We start from the raw sequence: 21800 nt of genomic DNA, 5'->3' as shown, positions 1-21800 counted from the left end.
TTCGTTTTCCCTGGACCCGTGCATGCCCCTTTGTCTTTCCCGTCGTTGGCAGTTTCGCCAATTGATCGCTGCCTCCAGCCTCATCTTGCTAGTCGCCTGCGCGGAAAAACCCACCGCCGCCGACGCCCAGCCGATTCAGACTCTGCCTGTCGCCACCGCCCCGGCGGTCATTCCACCCGTGGTTCCAACCGGTGAAAATCTCGACATCCAGCCAACCCAGACTTTCGCCGAATGGCAGGCGGGTTTTCGCAAGGACGCCCTGGCCGCCGGCATCCGTGCCGACCTGTTCGACCGCGCCTTCGCCAATGTCAGCGTTGACCCGAGCGTGATCCGCGCCGACCGCAGCCAACCGGAATTCGCAAAACCGGTGTGGGAATATCTCGATGGCGCCCTGTCGCCGCTGCGGGTTCGCAAAGGCCAGGCATTGGTCGAGCAGTACGCCGGCATCCTGCAAAGTATCGAACAGCGCTACGGCGTCGACCGCCAGGCACTGGTCGCGGTATGGGGCATGGAAAGCAACTTCGGCCAGTTCCAGGGCAGCAAGTCGGTGATCAACTCACTGGCCACCCTCGCCTACGAAGGCCGCCGCCCCGGTTTCGCCCACGCGCAATTGATCGCCGCCCTGCAGATCCTCCAGCAAGGCGATATCGAACCCGAGAAAATGCTGGGCTCCTGGGCGGGCGCCATGGGCCAGACCCAGTTCATCCCGACCACCTACAATACCCACGCCGTGGACTTCGATGGCGACGGTCGACGCGATATCTGGGGCAGCGCCACCGACGCCCTGGCGTCGACCGCCCACTACCTGCAAAGCTCCGGCTGGCAAAAAGGCCAGCCGTGGGGCTTTGAAGTGCAGCTGCCGGGCAGTTTCAACTACATCCTCGCCGATGGCTCGATTCGCAAGAGCGTCGCCGAATGGCGGCAACTGGGCGTGGTGCTGCCCAACGGCGGCCAGTTCCCGGCTGGCTCCGAGCAACTGTCCGCGGCGCTACTGTTGCCGGCAGGCTATCGCGGCCCAGCCTTCCTGGTGCTCGACAACTTCCGCGCGATTCTCAAGTACAACAACTCGTCGTCCTACGCCCTCGCGGTGAGCCTGTTGGCTGAGCGCTTCAATGGCGCCGGGTTGATCAGCGGCACCTGGCCCAAGGATGACCTGCCCCTGAGCCGTACCGAGCGGATCGAACTGCAGAACCTGCTGAGTGCGCAGAACTACGACGCGGGCACTGCCGACGGCATCATCGGTGCCAATACCCGCAAGGCGATCCGCAGCGCCCAGCAGTCTTTTGGCTGGCCGGCGGATGGTTATCCGACGCACAAGTTGCTGGAAGGATTGCGTAGCCGCTGAAGGCTTTACCCACTGTTGTAGGAGCGAGCTTGCTCCGGGCGGCGTTCCGACGATGGACTCAAGGGCGCCGCGTTTAGCCAGTAAACACGCGTTATCGTTGACGTCCATCGCGAGCAAGCTCGCTCCTACACGGGGGGGGGGGGCGAGGTTTAGCGTCTTACGACGTTTTGTTCCAGCGCCAGTTGCTGGTTACCCGCATCCAGTTTCACCAGCGCCCCCATCGGCAGCGTCAGGTTCGGATTGCAGTGCCCGCTGCGCCACCCGGACAGCACCGGGATGCACAACGGTTCCAGGGTCTGCTTCAGCAATCGATCCAGGGCCTGTGCCTCTACCCCCGCTATATCACCCACCAGGACCCCACGCAGCTTGTGCAACACACCCGCCAGCCGCAGATGGGTCAGCAGTCGGTCGATGCGATACAGCGGCTCGTTGATGTCTTCGATAAACAGGATTACACCGGCGGCATCGATCTCGAAAGGCGTGCCCATGGTCGCGGCAATCATCGACAGGTTACCGCCTAGAAGGCGCCCATAAGCGACGCCCGGCACGATTGTCGTCAAGGGGCGGCCAACCGGATGGGCAAGCACCATACCGGCCCTGCACTGCCCTCTGAGCATGTTGAAGAACGAGGATTCGGTCGGCGGCAGCCGCTCGCCCAGCAGATCGGCGTTGAGCAACGGGCCGTGGAAGGTCACGAAACCCGCGTAGCGGCTGATCGCCAGATGCAGCGCGGTGATGTCGCTATAGCCGATGAATGGCTTGGCGTTTTGGCGCAGCAGCTGGAAATCGATGCGATCGAGCAACCGCGGGGTACCGTATCCGCCGCGCAGGCAAATGATCGCATCGACCTCGGGATCCATGAACGCGGCATGCAGGTCATTGAGTCGCACCTCGTCCCTGCCGGCCAGGTAGCCGTCCTTCTCGAACACCCCGGGAAAAATCCGCAGCGCATAACCGCGAGCACGCATCCAGGCGATGGCCTTCTTGGTGTCCAGCGCCGCCGGACCTGCAGGCGCGATAACAGCGATCAGCCCTTGCATCGGCAAGGCCGGTACAGGCGTGTGAGGAATGAGCGTCGGGTCAGGTCTTGCGTTCATCCATGGATCTCCCTGCGTGAAAGCATCAAGCACACATTAGTCAGGAACGCAGACAAACAGAAGCGGATCAAGCGTCTCGCAGTCGCAGGAAAAGACTGATGTGCCTGTGAGAAAGGCAAAAAAAGCCCGCAAGGCCGATTGAACGTTGCGGGCTGTTTGTTCATGGCCGAATCAGGACGACATCAACTCGGCCTTGACCAGCTTCGCCTGCTCGTCGGCGTGGTACGAAGAGCGTACCAGCGGGCCGGAAGCAACGTTCTTGAAGCCCATTTTGTAACCTTCCTCTGCGAACCAGGCAAAGGTGTCCGGGTGCACGAAACGCTGCACCGGCAAGTGACTGCGCGACGGTTGCAGGTACTGGCCGAGGGTCAGCATGTCGATGTCGTGCTCGCGCATGCGCTTCATGACTTCGATGACTTCTTCGTCGGTTTCGCCCAGGCCCAGCATCAGGCCGGACTTGGTCGGAATGTGCGGCATCATCTGCTTGAAGCGTTGCAGCAGGGTCAGCGACCACTGGTAGTCCGAACCCGGACGCGCAGCCTTGTACAGGCGTGGTACGGTTTCCAGGTTGTGGTTGAAAACATCCGGCGGCTCGGCGGCGGTGATTTGCAGGGCGATGTCCATGCGGCCACGGTAATCCGGAACCAGGGTTTCGAGCTGTACGTTCGGCGACAGCTTGCGGATCTCGCGGATGCAGTCGGCAAAGTGCTGGGCGCCGCCGTCACGCAGGTCGTCGCGGTCGACCGAGGTGATCACCACGTACTTGAGTTTCAGGTCGGCGATGGCGATGGCCAGGCTTTGCGGCTCGTTGACGTCCAGTGGCTTCGGACGGCCGTGGCCGACGTCGCAGAACGGGCAACGACGGGTGCAGATGTCACCCATGATCATGAAGGTCGCGGTGCCGCCGGAGAAGCACTCGCCCAGGTTCGGGCAGGACGCTTCTTCGCACACGCTGTGCAGCTTGTGTTTGCGCAGCAAGGCCTTGATGCGGTCGACTTCCGGAGAGACCGGGATACGTACGCGAATCCAGTCAGGCTTCTTCGGCAGTTCGGTGGTCGGAATGATCTTTACCGGGATGCGTGCAACCTTCTCGGCGCCGCGCAGCTTGACGCCGGCTTCAACCTTGGCACGCGGGGCCGGGCGCTCGGTGACATCGAGCGTCGGGATCATGGTTTGCACTGCATCAGTAGTCATATCAGTCGATTCCGCCCGTGAGGGTCGTCTGCTCAGCATAGTCGAGGTGTTTGACGAGCTGCGCGCGCAGCCGGGCACTTACCTCGGCAAATTCAATCGATCCTGCGTGATCGCTCAGCTGGGTCATCGCCAGCCCGGCGTAGCCGCAGGGATTAATCCGTCGAAACGGTTCCAGGTTCATGTCCACGTTCAGGGCCAGGCCATGAAAGGAACAACCGTGGCGGATCCGCAGACCCAGGGAAGCGATTTTCGCGCCATCGACGTACACGCCCGGCGCATCCGGCTTGGCCGCGGCGGTCACGCCGTAACTGGCGAGCAGTTCGATCAGGCATGCCTCCATGCGACTTACCAGGTCGCGTACGCCGAAACCCAGCTTGCGTACGTCCAGCAACAGGTAGGCCACCAGTTGCCCGGGCCCGTGATACGTCACCTGGCCACCGCGATCAACCTGCACCACCGGGATATCGCCCGGCAGCAGCAAGTGCTCGGCCTTGCCGGCCTGGCCCTGAGTGAAGACCGGCGGGTGTTCGACCAGCCAGATCTCGTCGGCGGCATCGCTGCCGCGTTCGTTGGTGAAGCGCTGCATGGCATGCCAGACCGGCTCGTAAGCCATCTGGCCAAGCTCGCGAAAACCCACCGCGGCGGACATCACAGCACCATGTGCACGAAACCGGTGGCTCGCAGTTCGCTGTTGATGTTGTACAGCTGGTCCTGGTCGGTCGCGACGATGTGCAACTGGATGGTGGTGTATTTGCCGTTGGTGCTCTGGCGCTCATCCACGCGGTCATGGTTGATCGTCGCGTGTTTCTTGACGATCGCGATGATCTTGTCCTTGTTGCCCACACCAGTATCGCTGATCACCTTAACCGGGTAATCAACGTTGGGGAATTCGATCTTGGGCGCCTTTACTTCGGTATCGGTCATGGCGTAACGGCCTCGTAAGCGTAAGCCGTGGCGACGGGCATAGCCCCACGCCGGATCAGCGCGGGGGCCATGCTGGTGCACACTATCAGTTGAACAAGCCGTAGAAGAATAGACGGATGCTATCCCACATGCGACGGAAGATACCACCCTCTTCGACGCCATCCAGAGCGATCAGGTCGGCGCTGTGCACCACCTTGTCTTCCAGTTTGACTTCGACTTTGCCGATCACGTCGCCCTTGGCGATTGGCGCAACCAACTGCGGGTTCATGGTCATGCTGGCGGCGAGCTTTTTCAGCTGGCCTTTTGGCAGGGTCATGGTCAGGTCTTGAGCCAGGCCTGCCTTGATCTGGTTGGTGGCGCCTTTCCAGACCGGAGCCTGGGCCAGCTCGGTGCCCTTCTGATAGAAGGTCTGGGTTTCGAAGAAGCGGAAACCGTAGGTCAGCAGCTTCTGGGTTTCGGCGGCGCGAGCCACTTCGCTGTTGGTGCCGAACACCACGGCGATCAGGCGCATGCCATCACGTACGGCCGAAGACACCATGCAGTAGCCGGCTTCGTCGGTGTGACCGGTTTTCAGACCGTCAACGGTCTTGTCACGCCACAGCAGCAGGTTGCGGTTCGGTTGCTTGATGCCGTTCCAGAAGAACTCTTTCTGCGAGTAGATCGCATAGTGAGCCGGGTCTTCGTGGATGATCGCGCGGGCCAGCACGGCCATGTCGTGAGCCGACGAGTAGTGCTCGGGGTTCGGCAGGCCGGTCGGGTTCATGAAGTGGCTGTTGGTCATGCCCAGGTCAGCCACGGTCTTGTTCATCATGTCGGCGAACGCGTCTTCGCTGCCGGCGATGTGCTCGGACAGCGCAACGCTGGCGTCGTTACCCGACTGGATGATGATGCCGTGCAGCAGGTCGCTGACAGTTACCTGCGAGCCGACCTTGATGAACATCCGCGAGCCGCCGGTACGCCAGGCGTTTTCGCTGACGGTCACCGGATCGTTTTCACCGATCTGGCCGCGACGGATTTCGAGGGTCGCGATGTACGCGGTCATCAGCTTGGTCAGGCTGGCTGGCGGCAGACGCTGGTCACCATTGTTTTCGACCAGCACGTTGCCGCTGCTGGCGTCCATGAGCACGTAGGCCTTGGCGGCCAGTTGCGGTGGCGACGGCATCATCTCGACCGCGAATGCGGCAGGCGAGAGGAGCAGCGGGACTAGAAGGCACAGGCGTTTGGCAAAGGTGGTGATGTTCATCCGTCTCTCGAAATCGCTAATGGAAACTTGCCCGAGGGCAAAACTATTCAGACAGCCTTCTAACGGGCCGTCGCGTGTTCAGCTGCTCACTCAGTAACCCTTGCCGGGCTTTTGTTCTTCAACGAGCCAACAACCTGGTTCACCCCCCAAAACCGCAGATGAACCGTCAATCAAGTTCTACGTATTACTCAGTGGCTTACTCGGTCACTACGCTCGGCGAACCGAGATTAGCCAGCCGCACACTGTTCTGCACTTGCTGGATTTCACCCGGCGAACCGATCGGCCCCAGGCGCACCCGATGCAGTGTCTGTTGATTGCGCACGATCGAGCTGATGAACACCGGAGCGCTCACCATCCCGCTGAGCTTGGACCTCAGCAGTTCGGCAGCGTCCGGGTTGGCGAACGCGCCCACCTGCAGATACTGGCCAGACGCTGATGCAGAAGCGTTTTTTTTTGCATCCACTTGTACCGGGACAACGGCGGCGGCGTGTTGCTGCGGCGGTGGCGTCCATTGCTCGACGGTACCGGCCGAGGCCGTGATTACCGGGGCGCTATTCTGCGCGACTTTCGGCTCATTGAGCATCAATGGCGCCGGACGGCCTTTGGCGGCCCACCATTGCTGCGGGTCGATGCCTTCGACCTTGACCCGCGCGGTGCCGGTTTCGGCGTAACCGAGCTTCTTCGCAGCCGCATAGGACAAGTCGATGATCCGGTCCGAATAGAACGGGCCGCGATCGTTAACGCGCAGGATCACGCTCTTGTTGTTGTCCAGGTTGGTCACCCGGACGTAACTTGGCAGTGGCAATGTCTTGTGCGCGGCACTCATGCCGTACAGGTCATAGACTTCGCCGTTGGCGGTGTTCTGACCGTGGAATTTGGTGCCGTACCAGGACGCCGTACCCGACTGCACGTAGGTCTTGGACTCTTGCAACGGGAAGTAAGTCTTGCCCAGCACCGTGTACGGGTTGGCCTTGTATGGGCCGGTGTGCAGGGTTGGCGTGGCGTCCGGGATGCGGGAAACGTCGACGTCCCACCATGGCGCGCCATCCTTGTGGGCACGGTTGATGTCCAGCCCCGGCGTCGAGCGCACGGCGGTGGTAGTCTTCTGCGCCGGCGCGCGGCTGGTAGAACAACTGGCAACCAGCACTGCCAACGCGGCAAATGCCATCAGCTTCAGGGGTTTATTCATAGGCAATGCCCGCATTACTTGACGCCCCGTGCTTGGACCAGCTGTTCAGACAGTTGATGTACGGCCATGGCGTACATCACGCTGCGGTTATATCGCGTGATCGCGTAGAAATTCTTCAGGCCCATCCAGTATTCAGGGCCATTGTCGCCTTCCAGGCGGAATGCGGTAACCGGCATATCATCGCGCAGCGCATCATGACTTGACCAGCCCAGGGCCCGCAACTCTCCAACGGTTTTAGTCGGCTCGATACCGGCGGTCAAACCATCGTCCACCTGTTCGCCGCGCACGTCGGCGCGGCTGACCACCGGCTCGCCGGCAACCCAGCCGTGGCGCTTGAAATAGCTGGCGACGCTGCCAATGGCATCGTCCGGGTTGTTCCAGATATTGATGTGGCCGTCTCCGTCGAAGTCCACCGCATAGGCGCGAAAGCTGCTCGGCATGAACTGCGGCAAGCCCATGGCGCCGGCGTAGGAGCCCTTGAGGGTCAGTGGGTCGACCTGCTCTTCCCGGGCCAGCAGCAGGAACTCACGCAATTCCTTGCGGAAAAATTCGGCACGGGGAGGATAGTCGAAACCGAGGGTCGACAAGGCATCAATTACCCGGAAATTGCCGGTATTGCGGCCAAAAAAGGTCTCAACACCGATAATCGAGACGATCACCTGCGCCGGTACGCCGTATTCCTGCTCGGCACGGGCCAGCACGGCCTCATGCTGACGCCAGAAGTCGACGCCACGGGCAATCCGCGCATCGGTAATGAACATCGGCCGATATTCGTTCCACTGCTTGACCCGTTCGGCCGGTTTCGAAATGGCATCCAGGATCGACTGCTTGCGCTGCGCCTCGCGGAACACGCCCATCAGTTGCTCACCGGCGAAACCATAGTCGCGGGTCATCTCACCGACGAACTCGGCCACTTGTGGCGAGCCGTCGTAATCGCCGGCCAACGCTTGTTGCGCAGTGCCAAGGATGCTTACCAGGCCGACCCATGGCGCGTACCGAGTCGCCCAGCCACGCATTGCTTGCATTGAACTCTTCACCTTATTCAAACCTGCGCGATCCACTTGCGATGGGTATGGATCGACATCAAAACCCCAAACGCTGACAGCAGCGTCACCAGCGAAGTTCCTCCGTAGCTAATGAACGGCAACGGCACCCCCACCACCGGCAACAGGCCGCTGACCATACCGATATTGACGAAAACATACACAAAAAATGTCATGGTCAAGGCCCCCGCCAGCAATTTGCCGAACAAGGTCTGCGCCTGGGCGGTAATCACCAGCCCGCGACCGATCAACAGCAGGTAGATCAGCAACAGCGCGCAAATGCCCACCAGGCCGAACTCCTCCCCCAGCACCGCGATGATGAAGTCGGTGTGGCTTTCCGGGAGGAAATCCAGGTGTGACTGGGTGCCCAGCAACCAGCCCTTGCCGAACACGCCGCCGGAACCGATCGCAGCCTTGGACTGAATGATGTTCCAGCCGGTACCCAACGGATCGCTTTCAGGGTCGAGGAAGGTCAGGATCCGCTGTTTCTGGTAGTCGTGCATGATGAAGAACCACATGGCGATCGCCACGGGCACGGCGGCCGCCAGCACACTGACAATCCAGCGCCAGCGCAGTCCCCCCATGAACAGCACGAAGGCGCCGCCGGCCAGGATCAGCAGCGAGGTGCCGAGATCCGGTTGGCGCACGATGAGAATGAACGGGATGCCGATCAGCATCAGGCTGATGCCGACATGCTTGAGCTGCGGCGGCAAGGTGCGCTTGGACAGGTACCAGGCAATGGTCGCCGGCATCAGGATCTTCATGAATTCCGAAGGCTGGAAGCGTATGACGCCGGGAATATTGATCCAGCGCGTGGCGCCCATGGCGTTGTGGCCCATGACATCAACCACGACCAGCAAAAGCACGCCGATCACATAACCGACCGGCACCCAGCGCGCCATGAACCGCGGTTCGAACTGAGCGATAACGATCATCGACACCAGGCCGATGCCGAACGACGTCGCCTGCTTGGCCAGCAAATCCCAGCTCTTGCCACTGGCCGAATACAGCACGAACAGGCTGCCGGCAGCCAGGGTCAGCAGCAGGATCAGTAGCGGGCCGTCGATGTGCAGGCGCTGCAGCAGCGTTGCACGACGACGCATCACATCCTCGCTGGAGAGCATGCGATCAAAATTATTCATCACGGGCGGTTGCCTCTGCACTGATTGGGGCGGCGTATTCGGGCTTCAGGCGACCGTCCTGGCCCAGCAGCCAGGCGTCCATGACTTGACGCACCACCGGCGCGGCCACGCCGGAGCCGGATTCACCGTTCTCGACCATCACCGACACCACGATCTTCGGATCGTCGGCCGGGGCGAAACCAACGAACAGGGCGTGGTCGCGATGACGCTCCTGGACCTTGGAACGGTCGTACTTCTCGCCTTGCTTGATCGCCACCACCTGGGCGGTACCACTCTTGCCGGCAATCCGGTACTGCGCACCGATCGAGGCCTTGCGCGCGGTGCCCCGGGCGCCGTGCATGACCTGCTGCATGCCATGGTTGACCCGCGTCCAGTCCGACGGATCGCGCAGGATGATGTCCGGCATCGGGTTCTCGTCCACCGGCTTCTCGCCTTCGATGGTCTTGGCCAGGTGTGGTCGGTTCCACACGCCTTTGTTGGCCACCAGTGCCGTGGCCTGGGCCAGCTGCAATGGCGTCGACTGCATGTAGCCCTGGCCGATCCCCAGGATCAGCGTTTCCCCCGGGAACCACGCCTGTCGGCGGGTCGCTCGCTTCCATTCGCGGGTCGGCATCAGCCCCGGCGATTCTTCGAACATGTCCAGGGAGACCTTCTGGCCAATGCCGAACTTGGTCATGTACGCCGACAACCGATCGATCCCCAGCTTGTGGGCCAGGTCATAGAAGTAGGTATCGTTGGACCGCATGATCGCCGTATCCAGGTCGACAAAGCCGTCACCGGTACGGTTCCAGTTGCGGTATTTGTGATCGTAGTTGGGCAGCATGTAGTAACCCGGGTCGAACACCCGGGATGACGCGGTCACCACGCCCGCGTCCAGCCCCGCGATCGCTACCGCCGGCTTGATGGTCGAACCCGGCGGATAAAGGCCACGCAGGACACGATTGAACAGCGGCCGGTCGATGGAGTCGCGCAGCTCGGAATAGGCCTTGAAACTGATGCCGGTGACGAACAGGTTCGGGTCGAAGCTCGGCTGGCTGACCATCGCCAGCACCTCGCCGGTTTTCGGGTCCAGCGCCACCACCGCGCCACGACGCCCGCCAAGCGCGGCTTCAGCGGCTTCCTGCAACTTGATATCCATGCTCAGGACGATGTCCTTGCCGGAAATCGGTTCGGTACGCTTGAGCACCCGCAATACGCGTCCGCGGGCGTTGGTCTCGACTTCCTCGTAACCCACCTGGCCGTGCAGTTCCGGCTCGTAGAAACGTTCGATGCCGGTTTTGCCGATGTGATGGGTGCCGCTGTAATTGACCGGATCGAGCGACTTCAACTCTTTCTCGTTGATCCGCCCCATGTAACCCACCGAGTGGGCAAAGTGCGCACCCTGCGGATAGTGACGGACCAGTTGCGCGACCACTTCCACCCCGGGCAGGCGGAATTGATTAACGGCAATGCGGGCGATCTGCTCTTCGGTCAGTTCAAACAGGATCGGCACCGGCTCGAACGGCCGTCGCCCCTGGCGCATGCGCTTCTCGAAAATCACCCGATCCTCGGGCGTCAGCTCCAGCACTTCGACGATCACATCGAGCACTTGCTGCCAATCGCCAGAGCGCTCGCGGGTCATGCTCAGGCTGAAGCTGGGTCGGTTGTCGGCAATCACCACGCCGTTGCGGTCGAAAATCAAGCCGCGGGTCGGCGGAATCGGCTGCACATGGACGCGGTTGTTTTCCGACAGGGTCGAGTGGTATTCGTACTGGATGACCTGCAGGAAATACAGGCGCGCGATCAGCACCCCAATGAGCAGCACCACTGCAATGGCACCGAACACGACGCGGCCACGCACCAGACGGGCGTCTTTTTCGTGGTCCTTGATGCGGATCGGTTGGGACATGAGGGCGCAACTACTTGTGGTAGGGGTGACCGGACAGCACTGTCCAGGCACGATACAGCTGCTCGCCGATGAGGATGCGCACCAGCGGGTGCGGCAACGTCAGCGGTGATAGCGACCAGCGCTGATCGGCACGGGCGCAGACTTCCGGTGCCAGCCCTTCGGGGCCGCCAACCATGAAGTTGACCGTGCGCGAGTCCAGCCGCCAGCGATCGAGCTCGACCGCCAGCTGCTCGGTGCTCCAGGGCTTGCCGTGGACTTCGAGGGTGACAACGCGCTCGTTTGGCCCGACCTTGGCCAGCATGGCTTCGCCTTCCTGACGGATGAAGCGCGCCACGTCGGCGTTCTTGCCACGGGTATTGAGCGGTATTTCCACCAGTTCCAGCGCCAATTCGGACGGAAGACGCTTGGCATATTCATGCCAGCCTTCTTCCACCCACTTGGGCATGCGGGAACCGACGGCGATCAGTCGCAGTCGCACAGCCGTTCCTTATTCCTGGTCTTTGTTGAGCTTGGTGAAATGCTCATGACCGACTTCAGGGCTGTGGTGTTTGCCATCAGCGGCACGGCTCTGCTCGGCACCTTTCCACAGGCGCTCCAGGTCGTAGAACTGGCGGGCATTGGAGGTCATCATGTGAACGATCACGTCGTCCATGTCCAACAGCACCCAGTCGCTGTCGCCCTTGCCTTCTTCACCCAGCGGCTTGATGCCCAGGGCTTTGACGGCTTCGCGAACCTTGTCCAGCATCGCGCCGATCTGGCGGTTGGAGGTACCAGTGGCGATGATCATGTAGTCAGTGATGCTCTGCTTGTCGCGAACATCGATCACCAGCACGTCCTGGGCCTTGACGTCTTCCAGGGCGGCTACGGCGATCTTGACCAGCTCGTCGCCTTTTGGCGGTTCGGCAGCCAGTACCTTCTCAGGCAGCGGAGCGCTCTTGAACGTGCCTTTGCGTTTAACTTTGCTTTCGTTGTTGCTCGTCATATAAAACTCGTTTTGCTCGTATGTTCGGGCGCTTCGGTACACGTTGTTGCCACGTGCCTTGAAGCACTCCTATTCAGTTCGACGCACGGTAAAGTCCGTGCGCATCGATGTAGGCCAGGACCGCGTCGGGCACCAGGAAACGTACCGACTTACCGCTGGCCAGCAGTTGACGGATCTGGGTGGCGGATACCGCGAGCGGTGTCTGCCAGACGAATGCAATCTGTCCGCTCGGCCCCTTGAGGGCCAGCGGGTCGCTCACCGAGCGCGCTGCCAGCAGGTTGCGCAAGGCATCCGGCGGTTCGCTGTCGGCATCCGGGCGTTGCAACACCAGGATATGGCAATGCTGGAGCAACTCTTCCCAGCGGTGCCAAGTGGGCAGGCCGCAAAATGCGTCCCAGCCCAAAAGCAGAAAAACCTGGGTCTCGGCGGGCATTTCGGCACGCATCAACTCCAGGGTATCAATGGTGTAGGACGGTTTGTCCCGCTGCAATTCGCGGTCGTCCACCACCAACGGTGCCACACCGGCCACCGCGCATTCGACCATCGCCAGACGGTCTTTCGCCGACACCTGCGGCGTACCCCGATGGGGCGGCCTGGCACTGGGTGTCAGGCGCAGTTCATCGAGCGCCAGCGATTCGGCGACTTCCAGCGCACCCCGCAAATGGCCGATGTGCACCGGATCGAAGGTCCCGCCCAGTACGCCGATGCGTCGAGGTGCAGGCGCGCTGGCGGTGACCGGGGCTGACGGGTCGAGGTCGCCCAAGTCAGACCGGCTCCTGTCCGCGCAACTGGCCATCACCGACCACGATGTACTTCTCGCAGGTCAGACCTTCGAGACCGACCGGGCCGCGGGCGTGCAGCTTATCAGTAGAAATGCCGATCTCGGCACCCAATCCGTATTCGAAGCCATCGGCGAAGCAGGTCGGGGTGTTGATCATCACCGACGAAGAATCGACTTCAGCCACGAAACGCCGGGTGTCGCCCTGGTGTTCGCTGACAATCGAATCGGTGTGATGGGAGCCAAAATGGTTGATGTGCTCGATCGCCTGGTCAAGCCCGTCGACCACGCGGATCGACAGGATGGGCGCCAGGTACTCGGTGCTCCAGTCCTCTTGCGCGGCCGGCACGGCGTCGATGATTGCCCGGGTACGCTCGCAGCCGCGCAGTTCGACGCCTTTTTCGCGGAACTGGGCCGCCATCGCCGGCAGGAAATCTTTGGCAACGATTTGATCGACCAGCAGCGTCTCCATCGCCCCGCAGATGCCGTAGCGGTAAGTCTTGGCGTTGAACGCGATGCGCTGGGCTTTCGCCAGGTCGGCGTGCTCGCTCACGAAAACGTGGCAGATACCGTCCAGGTGCTTGATCACCGGCACCCGGGCATCCCGACTGACGCGCTCGATCAGGCCACGGCCACCACGGGGCACAATGACGTCGACGTATTCAGGCATGCTGATCAGCGCACCAACGGCAGCGCGATCAGTGGTTTCCACCACTTGCACCACGGCGGCCGGCAGATCGGCCTCGGCCAGGCCGCGCTGGATGCAGGCGGCGATGGCACGATTGGAATGAATGGCTTCGGAGCCGCCGCGCAGGATGGTCGCGTTGCCAGACTTCAGGCACAGGCTGGCCGCATCGATGGTCACATTCGGCCGTGACTCGTAGATGATCCCGATCACGCCAAGCGGGACGCGCATCTTGCCCACCTGGATACCCGACGGGCGATAGCTCATGTCGCGGATCGCGCCGACCGGGTCGGGCAACGCCGCGACCTGGCGCAGGCCAACGATCATGCCGTCGATACGCGCCGGGGTCAGCGCCAGACGCTCGAGCAGGGCCGGCTCCAGACCATTGGCGCGACCAGCCGCCAGGTCCAGCTCATTGGCCGCGGTCAATTCGCCGCGGGCTGCATCCAGCGCATTGGCAGCCGCCTGCAGCGCGCGGTTTTTCTGCGCGGTGCTGGCACGGCCGATCACGCGGGAAGCCTCGCGGGCAGCGCGACCCAGGCGGGTCATGTAGTCAAGAACGGACTCAGTCATGGTCTGGAGTGGTCTTTGCTAAGGTCTTGGTAAAGAGTAAAGCGGCAGATTATAGCTGTCGCGTCCGCCGACTAACAGCGGTGACGGGCGGATGGTCGAAATCGAGGGCAATTTGCCGACGTTCAGCCGGGATTAAGCTGCAAATTGTTATCATCACGACTCACTCAGCCCTGATAAACGCCGTTCATCATGACTAACCTGACTGTTCGCGCCTCCGCCGAGGGCCTGCCCAAGGGCCTTCCGGACGCGTTTTTCGACCGCGACGCGCAAGTTCTCGCCCGCGATCTACTCGGAAAAGTCATCCGCCATCGGGTCGGCGATCTGTGGCTCAGCGCGCGGATCATCGAGACAGAAGCCTATTACTGCGCAGAAAAAGGCAGTCACGCCTCCCTCGGCTACACAGAAAAGCGTAAGGCTTTGTTTCTGGATGGCGGGCATATCTATATGTACTACGCTCGCGGCGGCGATTCACTCAACTTCAGCGCCCAAGGGCCGGGCAATGCCGTGCTGATCAAATCCGCCTACCCCTGGGTCGACGAGTTGAGCGGGTCGGCGAGCCTTGCGCAGATGTTGTTGAACAACCCCGACGCCCAAGGCCGCCCTCGCCCCTCGCAAAAGCTCTGCGCGGGTCAGACACTGCTCTGCAAGTCGCTGGGCTTGAAGGTGCCGGTATGGGACGCCAAGCGCTTCGATCATGAAATTTTACTGGTGGAGGATGTCGGACAGACCCCAGCCCACATCATCCAGGCCACCCGCCTGGGCATTCCCCATGGACGCGACGAGCACCTGATGTACCGCTTCGTCGACGCGGCCTATGCCGCCTATTGCACGCGGAACCCGCTGCGACGGGGCCAGGTCGAAGGTCGCGATTATCTGGTGCTGACCTGACTATGGAATGATCCATTGTGGGAGCGAGCTTGCTCGCGAATGCACCGGGTCAGTCGACATCAACGCTGGCTGATCCACCGCTTTCGCGAGCAAGCTCGCTCCTACAGGGGACCCGTAGCGTTTAAAGATGATATTCGCCCGCCAAGGGCCATTTGAATTCGATGGAGTTGTTTTTATGGGCCCATGGCTCGAAAGCGTGACCGGCTGGTTGACGGTCAACCCGCAATGGCTGGCGGCAGCGGTATTCATCGTGGCCTTTGTGGAATGCCTGGCGATTGCCGGCCTGATCGTGCCTGGCACCGTATTGCTGTTCGCCGTGGCGGTACTGGCCGGCAGCGGCGCGTTGTCGTTGAGTGAGACGTTGCTCCTGGGTTTTCTCGCCGGCGTGCTCGGCGACGTGGTTTCGTATTTCCTCGGCCGCCACTTCCATCAGAACATCCGGCGCCTGCCGGGCTTGCGTCATCACCCGGAATGGATCGCCGGGGCAGAAGCGTATTTCCAGCGCTACGGTATCGCCAGCCTGCTGGTCGGGCGCTTCATCGGCCCCCTGCGCCCGATGCTGCCGATGGTCGCCGGGATGTTCGACATGCCCTTCCCGCGCTTCTTCGCGGTCAGCCTGCTGGCTGGCGCCGGCTGGTCGGTGGCATACCTGCTACCGGGCTGGGCCACAGGCGCGGCGATTCGATTGCCGCTGCCCGAAGGCTTCTGGCTTGAGGCCGGCATCGTGGCCGGCAGCATTGCAATCATGGTCGGGCTGAGCGCAACCAGCAGCCTGCGCCGCCATCGCAAGGCCACGGTGTTCATTGCCGGCATGAGCTTGCTGATTCTGGCGGGTCTGTTTATCGGTTATCCCCACCTGGACGCCCTCGATCAGGGGGTCATGACCCTGGTGCAGGAGCACCGCAGCCCGACGCTCGATGAAGTGGCCGTGGTCTTCACCCTGATTGGCGAATTCCGCAACATGCTGATTTTCAGCGCCTTGCTGGTGGTGCTGCTGCTGATTACCCGGCAATGGCGCCAGCTGATCTTCGCCACCACCACCCTGCTCTGCACCGCGCTGGGCAACACCCTGACCAAACACTTTTTCGGCCGCGTGCGCCCGGAGGTATTGAGCGACCCGCTGACCAGCTACAGCATGCCCAGCGGCCATGCATCCGGGGCGTTTGCACTGTTCCTGACCCTCGCCGTCCTGGCCGGCCGCGGGCAACCGCCACGGATGCGCCTGACCTGGTTGCTGGTGGCGTGCTTGCCGGCGCTGGCGATCGCCCTCTCCCGCGTTTACCTCGGTGCACACTGGCCGACGGATGTGCTGGCGGGCGCGATGCTGGCGTCGTGTGTTTGTGCGGCGAGTTTGTGGTTGATTCAGCGTCAAACCTCGCTCAACGCCATGCCACCCAGGGTCTGGTGGCTGGTCCTGCCATCGTTGGTAGCGCTTTTCGGATTCTTCGTCTTGCGGCATCTACCGCATACGATGTTGCGGTATTCCTATTAACAAAGATTTTCAGCCAATCTAAAGTCGCCCCCCCAAAAAAACAATCCCGCTCGAACTGAGCGGGATTGTTTTTTACAAGTAGTAATTTAACCTCATATAAAAGGCAAACTACGATCACGGGAACAACCAGTGATTATTATGGAAAAGGGATTCTGTTAATAGCTTCGGCAGCCCGCTCCTCAAGAAAGTCATGCAGACGTCCGTCATATCGCTTAAATACGGCATCGAGCTCAGCGTCTACCTTATCCCGGATTTCAACATACCGAGCAGCCGGATTGCGGACCACCAACTCATCGGCGATTTGACGCCAAATCTCAGTCAGAATAAAAAAATACGCCTCCCTTTGTGAGGGATCAAGCGGGCTAAAAAAAGCAGGATCAACAACTTTAACATCCATAATTAAAACTCTCCTTGTTATGTCGATCCAGAAACCTGGACCACAAGGAAAACTTAATTAGAAGAACGTCGCCTTACAAGCATTTTAATTTTAAAATTAAAACAAAACAATTAAGCAAACAACTCCCCCTGCAACTCATCCAGCAACGCCTGAATCGCATCCAGCCGTTGCTGCGGATCATCAAGTTGCAGCAGGTCGATCTTGTCCACTTCGGCAAACGGCAACAGGTAAGCCAGCTGGTTGGCCAGCGACTGTTGTCCGGTGGCCTCGGTGCCCATGTTCAGCGCTTCGACCATCGGGTGTTCGGCCAGGGCCTTGAGCAAGGCCACCAGATCGGCGTCTTCGTCCTGCAGCGGCTGCTCAGGCTCGTCTTCCAGCCATTCGACCTCGGCGAGGATCAGCTGGTCGCGCTGGACTTCGGTGGTCAACACGTTGAACCGTCGCCCGCCCTCAACCCGTATCCCCAGCAGGCCGTTGTCCTGCTGCTGAAAATCGGTGATGCGCGCTTCACAACCGACCATGGCAAAGCCCTGCGGCGCGATACCGACTTCGCTCCCTTCAAGGATGCACACCACGCCGAAGCCGCCGCCCTGTTTCATGCAGCGACCGATCATGTCCAGGTAACGCGCCTCGAAAATCTGCAGATCGAGGATGCAACCCGGAAACAGCACCGTGTTCAGCGGAAAAAGCGGCAGACTCATAGACATATTCCTTACACCACCATCGACACCGCCAACGGCAGGAATACCGCCGTGGCCACGCCCATCAAACTCATCGCCAGCGCCGCGAAGGCGCCACATTCGTCACTTTCCTGCATCGCCACCGCGGTGCCGACCGCATGGGCGGTCATGCCCAGGGCCATGCCGCGAGCCTCGGGACTGTGGACACCAAGCCGGGTCAACAGGCTCGGGCCGAAGATCGCCCCGATTACCCCGGTGATCAGCACGAACACCGCCGCCAGCGCGGCGACGCCACCAATCTGCTCGGCTACCAGCATGGCGATGGGCGACGTCACCGATTTCGGCGCCATGGTCATCAGGATCATGTGTTCGGCCCCAAACCACCAGCCCAACAGCACGCCCATGCACGTGGCGACCACACCGCCTATCACCAGCGTAGTAAATATCGGCCAGAACAACTGTCGGATCCGCCGCAGATTGAGGTAAAGCGGCACGGCCAGCGCGACCGTCGCGGGACCCAGCAGAATGCTCAGGATCTCGGTGCTCTTGCGGTACTCGGCGTAGGTCAGGCCGCAGCCGACCAGCACACCGATCACCAGCAACATGGAGACCAGCACAGGCTGCAAAAAGATCCAGCGGGTTTTCTCGAACGCCGCCAAAACCAGCTGATAGGCGCCGAGCGTGATGCCGATGCCGAACAAGGGATGATGTATCACCGACGTCCAGGCGCCGTGCCAGTCCAGGATCATTGGCCGTCCTCAGGTTGAACATGGCGCTTGACCATGCGTTGCATGAGGACACCAGCGAACGCCATCGACAGCAACAATGACAACACCAGCGCGCCGACAATGGCCCAGAAATCGGCGGCGATGTCCGCGGCGTACACCATCACCCCCACGGCCGGCGGCACCAGCAGCAATGGCAGGTAGCGCAGCAGGCTGCTGGCTGCAAGGTTCAACGGCTCACCGACCTGGCCACGACCGATCAGAAATATCAGCAACAGCAGCAGGCCGATGATCGGCCCCGGCAGGAAGGGCAGGAACAAATGGTTGATCGCGGTGCCGAGCAATTGGAACAGCACCAGCCAGGTCAGGCCACGTAACAACATCAAAGATCTCCCGCAAAATCGGTCACCCGCATTGGCCCGCGCATTATAAGCACGCTTGCGCTATGGACCGGCATTCGCCATAAGCATGGTCTGTTGACCGCGGCCTTTTGCCATGGTGATCTAAAGTGGTAAATCCGGGAGGTCAAATCCCCCCACCTAAAAACTATAAAATCGATGAACCCAGGAGAGTCTCAATGCCCTATGTACCCGTTGCAGAGCTCAAAGATTATATCGGCAAGGAACTCGGACGTTCCGAATGGCTCACCATCGATCAGGAGCGCATCAACCTGTTCGCCGAAGCCACCGGGGACTATCAGTTCATCCACGTCGACCCGGTCAAGGCCGCGCAAACGCCCTTTGGCGGTACCATTGCCCACGGCTTTCTGTCGCTGTCGCTGATTCCGAAACTGATGGAAGACATCCTCGTCATGCCAGAAGGCTTGAAGATGGTGGTCAACTACGGTCTGGACAGCGTGCGCTTCATTCAGCCGGTCAAGGTCGATTCGAAGGTGCGCCTCAAGGTCGAACTGTCCGAGGTCACCGAGAAAAAACCCGGTCAATGGCTGCTCAAGGCCATCGCCACACTGGAAATCGACGGCATGGACAAACCGGCGTACGTCGCCGAATCCCTGTCGCTCTGCTTCGTGTAAGCCCTCCGGGATGCGAAGCAGCACAGGCTGTTTCGCACCGGCTGTTTTTCTACCGGCTGTATAAGGACACATAGCTGCGGCATACTCGGTCGCCTAATTGCCCGGAACCCGCTATGCGCCCACTTGCACTCCTCGCCTTGACCCTGATGCTCACCGCTTGCGGCGACGGCGAATCGCTATTGCCCGCGGATGCCCGCCTGCCGGACGGTGGACGCTATCGCGGGGAGCTGGTCAACGGGTTGCTGCAGGGCCAGGGCCGCATCGACTACCCGAACGGCAGCTGGTACGCCGGCGAGTTCGATCAGGGCCAGTGGCATGGCCAGGGTGAATGGCATGGCAGCAATGGCGAGGTCTATCGCGGGCAGTTCAAGCAAGGCCTGTTCGATGGCCAAGGGTCCCTGACCACCAACGGTGGCAGTTACGACGGTGGCTTCAAGCTGGGCCGACGCGACGGCGAAGGCACCCTCAAAGAACACGGCATGCTTTACCGGGGCGGGTTCAAGGCCGACCAATATTCGGGGCTTGGCCGCCTGGAGCTCGAAGATGGCAGCGCCTATCAGGGCCAGTTCGCCCACGGCAAGCCCAATGGCGATGGCCAACGCAGCGACGGCAGCGGCAATCAATTCACCGGGCACTTCGTCGATGGTCAGCTGGAAGGCAACGGAACCTTCAACAGTGCCGAAGGCGATATCTATGTCGGCGGGTTCAAGAACAACCAATTGCACGGCAAGGGTCGTTATGAAAACGCCGACGGCGACGTCTGGCTGGGTCAGTTCAAGGAAGGTTCGCTCAACGGCAAGGGCGAATTGATCGGCGCCGACGGCAGCCATTACATCGGCCACTTCAGCGACTGGCGCTTCACCGGCCAGGGCCGCTTGAACCTGGCCGACGGCAGCTTCTACACCGGCCAGTTCGACAACGACACTTACTCCGGGCGCGGCACCCTGGTCCTCACCGACGGTTCCGTGCTCAGTGGCACCTGGATCAACGGCCAGCGCGTGCGCGATGCCGAGGGCAAATTGCTGCCCGACACCCTCGAGCTTGGCTTGCTGGCCCAGGGGCGCTTGCTCGAAGAGGCGCTGAGCAACGTTCCAGCCTCGACCCCGGCCGTGGAGCTTTATACCCTGACCCTTGGCGGCGACGGCAAGCAGAGCGTGTTCCTGCGCGAATCCGACTATGTCGCGAACATGCTCACCAGCCGCTTCGGCGCCTATGGCCAGATCCGCCTGGTGAACCATCGCGACCACCTCGGCGACCGGCCGATGGCAACCCGGGAGAACCTGCGGCGCGCCGCCCAGACGCTGGCCGAACGCAGCGGCCCGGAAGACCTGGTGTTCATCTACCTGACCAGCCATGGCACCAGCGAGCACGAACTGGTGCTCGACCAGCCGCGCATGGAACTGGCGGACCTGCCCGCCGACGAGCTTGCCGCCGTCCTTGCCCCGCTGAAAAACCGCGACAAGATCATCGTGATCTCGTCCTGCTACTCCGGCGGTTTCATCCCCGCCCTGAAGGACGAACGCACCCTGATCATGACCGCTTCGCGAGCTGACCGCGTGTCCTTCGGCTGTTCCGAAGAAGCTAACTTCACCTACTTCGGCGACGCCCTGTTCGCCCAGGCGCTGAACCAGACCGATGACCTGGAGCAAGCCTTCAAACTGGCCAAGGCCACTGTCGCCGAGCGCGAGCTGGCGGACAATTTCGAAGCCTCCGAACCGCAGATCTGGGCACCGAAAACCGTGCTCTCGCATTGGCAACTGTTACGTAAGCAGCAGGCACGAAAAGCGCTGCAAAGTGTCTCCATTGACAGCAAGGATGCAAAGAACAACTAAGCTGAACTGTATCAAGGGAGAAACATTATGTACTTGACGCCTCAGCACGTGTTGCTTGCCGGAGCTACTGGTTTGACCGGTGAACACTTACTCGATCGCTTGCTCAACGAGCCAACGATATCGCGAGTATTGGCCCCCTCGCGCCGACCACTGGCCGAACATCCGCACCTGGAGAACCCGGTAGGCGACCCCACTGAGTTCCTGCCGCAATTGAACGGCCGCGTCGACATCGCCTACTGCTGCCTGGGCACCACCATCAAACAGGCCGGCTCTGAGCAGGCGTTTCGCGCGGTGGACCTGGACATGGTGGTGGCGTTCGCCAAGCGTGCCCGGGAGATGGGCGCACGGCACCTGATCGTGATCAGCGCCCTGGGCGCCGATCGCAGGTCCTCGATTTTCTACAACCGGGTCAAAGGCGAAATGGAATATGCCTTGCGCGCGCAGGACTGGCCGCAGCTGACCATCTGCCGTCCTTCGTTGCTGTTGGGCGAACGCACCCAGCCACGCCTGGGCGAGCAGTTCGCCGGGCCCTTGTCGAAACTGATTCCCGGCAAGTACCGAGGCATAGAAGCCTGTCAGCTGGCCCGCGCGATGTGGCGCCTCGCCCTGGAGGAGCAGGATGGGGTGCGGATTGTCGAGTCGGATGAGTTGAGGAAGCTGGGCAAATAGA

23 protein-coding genes are annotated in these 21800 nt (G+C 61.2%); 6 read left to right on the top strand and 17 right to left on the bottom strand.

All coding sequences use genetic code 11. The features are described from left to right. The first annotated feature begins 22 nt into the window (after positions 1 to 22). Positions 23 to 1345, top strand: a complete 1323-nt coding sequence (locus SOP85_RS05970; RefSeq protein WP_274074461.1) for a lytic murein transglycosylase — start codon at positions 23 to 25, stop codon at positions 1343 to 1345. Between the two features lie 149 nt (positions 1346 to 1494). Here the strand turns inward: SOP85_RS05970 and SOP85_RS05965 are convergent, their stop codons facing one another. The 13 genes from SOP85_RS05965 to SOP85_RS05905 all read right to left on the bottom strand — a co-directional run bounded on the left by SOP85_RS05965 (position 1495) and on the right by SOP85_RS05905 (position 14083). Next, positions 1495 to 2442, bottom strand: coding sequence for a S66 peptidase family protein (locus SOP85_RS05965; protein ID WP_323626383.1), 948 nt, complete (start codon positions 2440 to 2442; stop codon positions 1495 to 1497). 171 nt (positions 2443 to 2613) lie between these two features. Next, positions 2614 to 3636, bottom strand: coding sequence for a lipoyl synthase (lipA, locus tag SOP85_RS05960; protein WP_406591207.1), 1023 nt, complete (start codon positions 3634 to 3636; stop codon positions 2614 to 2616). Position 3637: 1 nt separating this feature from the next. After that, positions 3638 to 4285 carry a lipoyl(octanoyl) transferase LipB gene (gene lipB, locus SOP85_RS05955; protein ID WP_274074459.1) on the bottom strand — a complete coding sequence of 216 codons (648 nt, stop codon included), beginning with the start codon at positions 4283 to 4285 and terminating at the stop codon, positions 3638 to 3640. Continuing rightward, positions 4285 to 4560, bottom strand: a complete 276-nt coding sequence (locus SOP85_RS05950; protein WP_020798754.1) for a DUF493 domain-containing protein — start codon at positions 4558 to 4560, stop codon at positions 4285 to 4287. The genes lipB and SOP85_RS05950 overlap by 1 nt, the downstream gene beginning before the upstream one ends. Positions 4561 to 4645: 85 nt before the next feature. Beyond that, on the bottom strand, positions 4646 to 5803 hold the full coding sequence (locus tag SOP85_RS05945) for a D-alanyl-D-alanine carboxypeptidase family protein (protein WP_274074458.1): 1158 nt from the start codon (positions 5801 to 5803) through the stop codon (positions 4646 to 4648). Positions 5804 to 5999: 196 nt separating this feature from the next. Next, entirely contained in the window at positions 6000 to 7007 is a 1008-nt protein-coding gene (locus SOP85_RS05940) for a septal ring lytic transglycosylase RlpA family protein (protein ID WP_274074457.1), read from the bottom strand. After that, positions 7007 to 8017, bottom strand: coding sequence for a lytic murein transglycosylase B (mltB, locus tag SOP85_RS05935; RefSeq protein WP_274074456.1), 1011 nt, complete (start codon positions 8015 to 8017; stop codon positions 7007 to 7009). The genes SOP85_RS05940 and mltB overlap by 1 nt, the downstream gene beginning before the upstream one ends. Before the next feature lie 17 nt (positions 8018 to 8034). Beyond that, positions 8035 to 9138: a rod shape-determining protein RodA gene (gene rodA, locus SOP85_RS05930; protein WP_274074601.1), complete on the bottom strand. Its 1104-nt coding sequence runs from the start codon at positions 9136 to 9138 to the stop codon at positions 8035 to 8037. Between the two features lie 31 nt (positions 9139 to 9169). Next, positions 9170 to 11065 carry a penicillin-binding protein 2 gene (gene mrdA, locus SOP85_RS05925; RefSeq protein WP_274074455.1) on the bottom strand — a complete coding sequence of 632 codons (1896 nt, stop codon included), beginning with the start codon at positions 11063 to 11065 and terminating at the stop codon, positions 9170 to 9172. Positions 11066 to 11075: 10 nt separating this feature from the next. Then, entirely contained in the window at positions 11076 to 11543 is a 468-nt protein-coding gene (gene rlmH, locus SOP85_RS05920; RefSeq protein WP_007937439.1) for a 23S rRNA (pseudouridine(1915)-N(3))-methyltransferase RlmH, read from the bottom strand. Positions 11544 to 11552: 9 nt separating this feature from the next. Then, on the bottom strand, positions 11553 to 12047 hold the full coding sequence (rsfS, locus tag SOP85_RS05915) for a ribosome silencing factor (RefSeq protein ID WP_008065972.1): 495 nt from the start codon (positions 12045 to 12047) through the stop codon (positions 11553 to 11555). Positions 12048 to 12120: 73 nt separating this feature from the next. Then, positions 12121 to 12810 (bottom strand): nicotinate-nucleotide adenylyltransferase, encoded by a 690-nt coding sequence (nadD, locus tag SOP85_RS05910; RefSeq protein ID WP_323626382.1) that lies wholly within the window; start codon positions 12808 to 12810, stop codon positions 12121 to 12123. 1 nt (position 12811) lies between these two features. Further along, positions 12812 to 14083 carry a glutamate-5-semialdehyde dehydrogenase gene (locus SOP85_RS05905; protein ID WP_323626381.1) on the bottom strand — a complete coding sequence of 424 codons (1272 nt, stop codon included), beginning with the start codon at positions 14081 to 14083 and terminating at the stop codon, positions 12812 to 12814. A 189-nt stretch (positions 14084 to 14272) separates the two neighbouring features. Between SOP85_RS05905 and SOP85_RS05900 the strand changes: the two genes are divergently transcribed. Both SOP85_RS05900 and SOP85_RS05895 read left to right on the top strand, forming a co-directional pair. After that, a complete protein-coding gene (locus SOP85_RS05900) occupies positions 14273 to 14971 on the top strand; it encodes a DNA-3-methyladenine glycosylase (protein WP_274074452.1) in 699 nt (232 codons plus the stop codon). Positions 14972 to 15146: 175 nt separating this feature from the next. Continuing rightward, positions 15147 to 16463, top strand: a complete 1317-nt coding sequence (locus SOP85_RS05895) for a bifunctional DedA family/phosphatase PAP2 family protein (protein ID WP_323626380.1) — start codon at positions 15147 to 15149, stop codon at positions 16461 to 16463. Positions 16464 to 16599: 136 nt separating this feature from the next. Here the strand turns inward: SOP85_RS05895 and SOP85_RS05890 are convergent, their stop codons facing one another. From SOP85_RS05890 to SOP85_RS05875, 4 genes are all read right to left on the bottom strand, one after another. Next, positions 16600 to 16860, bottom strand: a complete 261-nt coding sequence (locus tag SOP85_RS05890) for a hypothetical protein (protein WP_323626379.1) — start codon at positions 16858 to 16860, stop codon at positions 16600 to 16602. A 110-nt stretch (positions 16861 to 16970) separates the two neighbouring features. Beyond that, positions 16971 to 17561 (bottom strand): LON peptidase substrate-binding domain-containing protein, encoded by a 591-nt coding sequence (locus tag SOP85_RS05885; RefSeq protein WP_274074450.1) that lies wholly within the window; start codon positions 17559 to 17561, stop codon positions 16971 to 16973. An 11-nt stretch (positions 17562 to 17572) separates the two neighbouring features. Next, positions 17573 to 18289 (bottom strand): LrgB family protein, encoded by a 717-nt coding sequence (locus tag SOP85_RS05880; RefSeq protein WP_008065952.1) that lies wholly within the window; start codon positions 18287 to 18289, stop codon positions 17573 to 17575. Further along, positions 18286 to 18648 carry a CidA/LrgA family protein gene (locus SOP85_RS05875; RefSeq protein WP_274074449.1) on the bottom strand — a complete coding sequence of 121 codons (363 nt, stop codon included), beginning with the start codon at positions 18646 to 18648 and terminating at the stop codon, positions 18286 to 18288. Before SOP85_RS05875 ends, SOP85_RS05880 begins: the two co-directional genes overlap by 4 nt. 194 nt (positions 18649 to 18842) lie before the next feature. Here SOP85_RS05875 and SOP85_RS05870 point away from each other — a divergent pair, with 194 nt between their 5' ends. The 3 genes from SOP85_RS05870 (at position 18843) to SOP85_RS05860 (ending at position 21799) form a co-directional block, all read left to right on the top strand. Continuing rightward, complete coding sequence (locus SOP85_RS05870) at positions 18843 to 19298, top strand: MaoC family dehydratase (RefSeq protein WP_274074448.1); 456 nt, start codon at positions 18843 to 18845, stop codon at positions 19296 to 19298. Positions 19299 to 19411: 113 nt separating this feature from the next. Next, positions 19412 to 21130, top strand: coding sequence for a C13 family peptidase (locus SOP85_RS05865; protein WP_274074447.1), 1719 nt, complete (start codon positions 19412 to 19414; stop codon positions 21128 to 21130). Positions 21131 to 21157: 27 nt separating this feature from the next. After that, positions 21158 to 21799: an oxidoreductase gene (locus SOP85_RS05860; RefSeq protein ID WP_274074446.1), complete on the top strand. Its 642-nt coding sequence runs from the start codon at positions 21158 to 21160 to the stop codon at positions 21797 to 21799. Position 21800 lies beyond the last annotated feature (1 nt).

The organism is Pseudomonas sp. YuFO20, assembly GCF_035064975.1.
GTDB classification, from domain to species: domain Bacteria; phylum Pseudomonadota; class Gammaproteobacteria; order Pseudomonadales; family Pseudomonadaceae; genus Aquipseudomonas; species Aquipseudomonas putida_AE.
The sequence above is the reverse complement of the archived record's forward strand: the minus strand, read 5'-3'. Positions and strand labels throughout refer to the sequence as shown.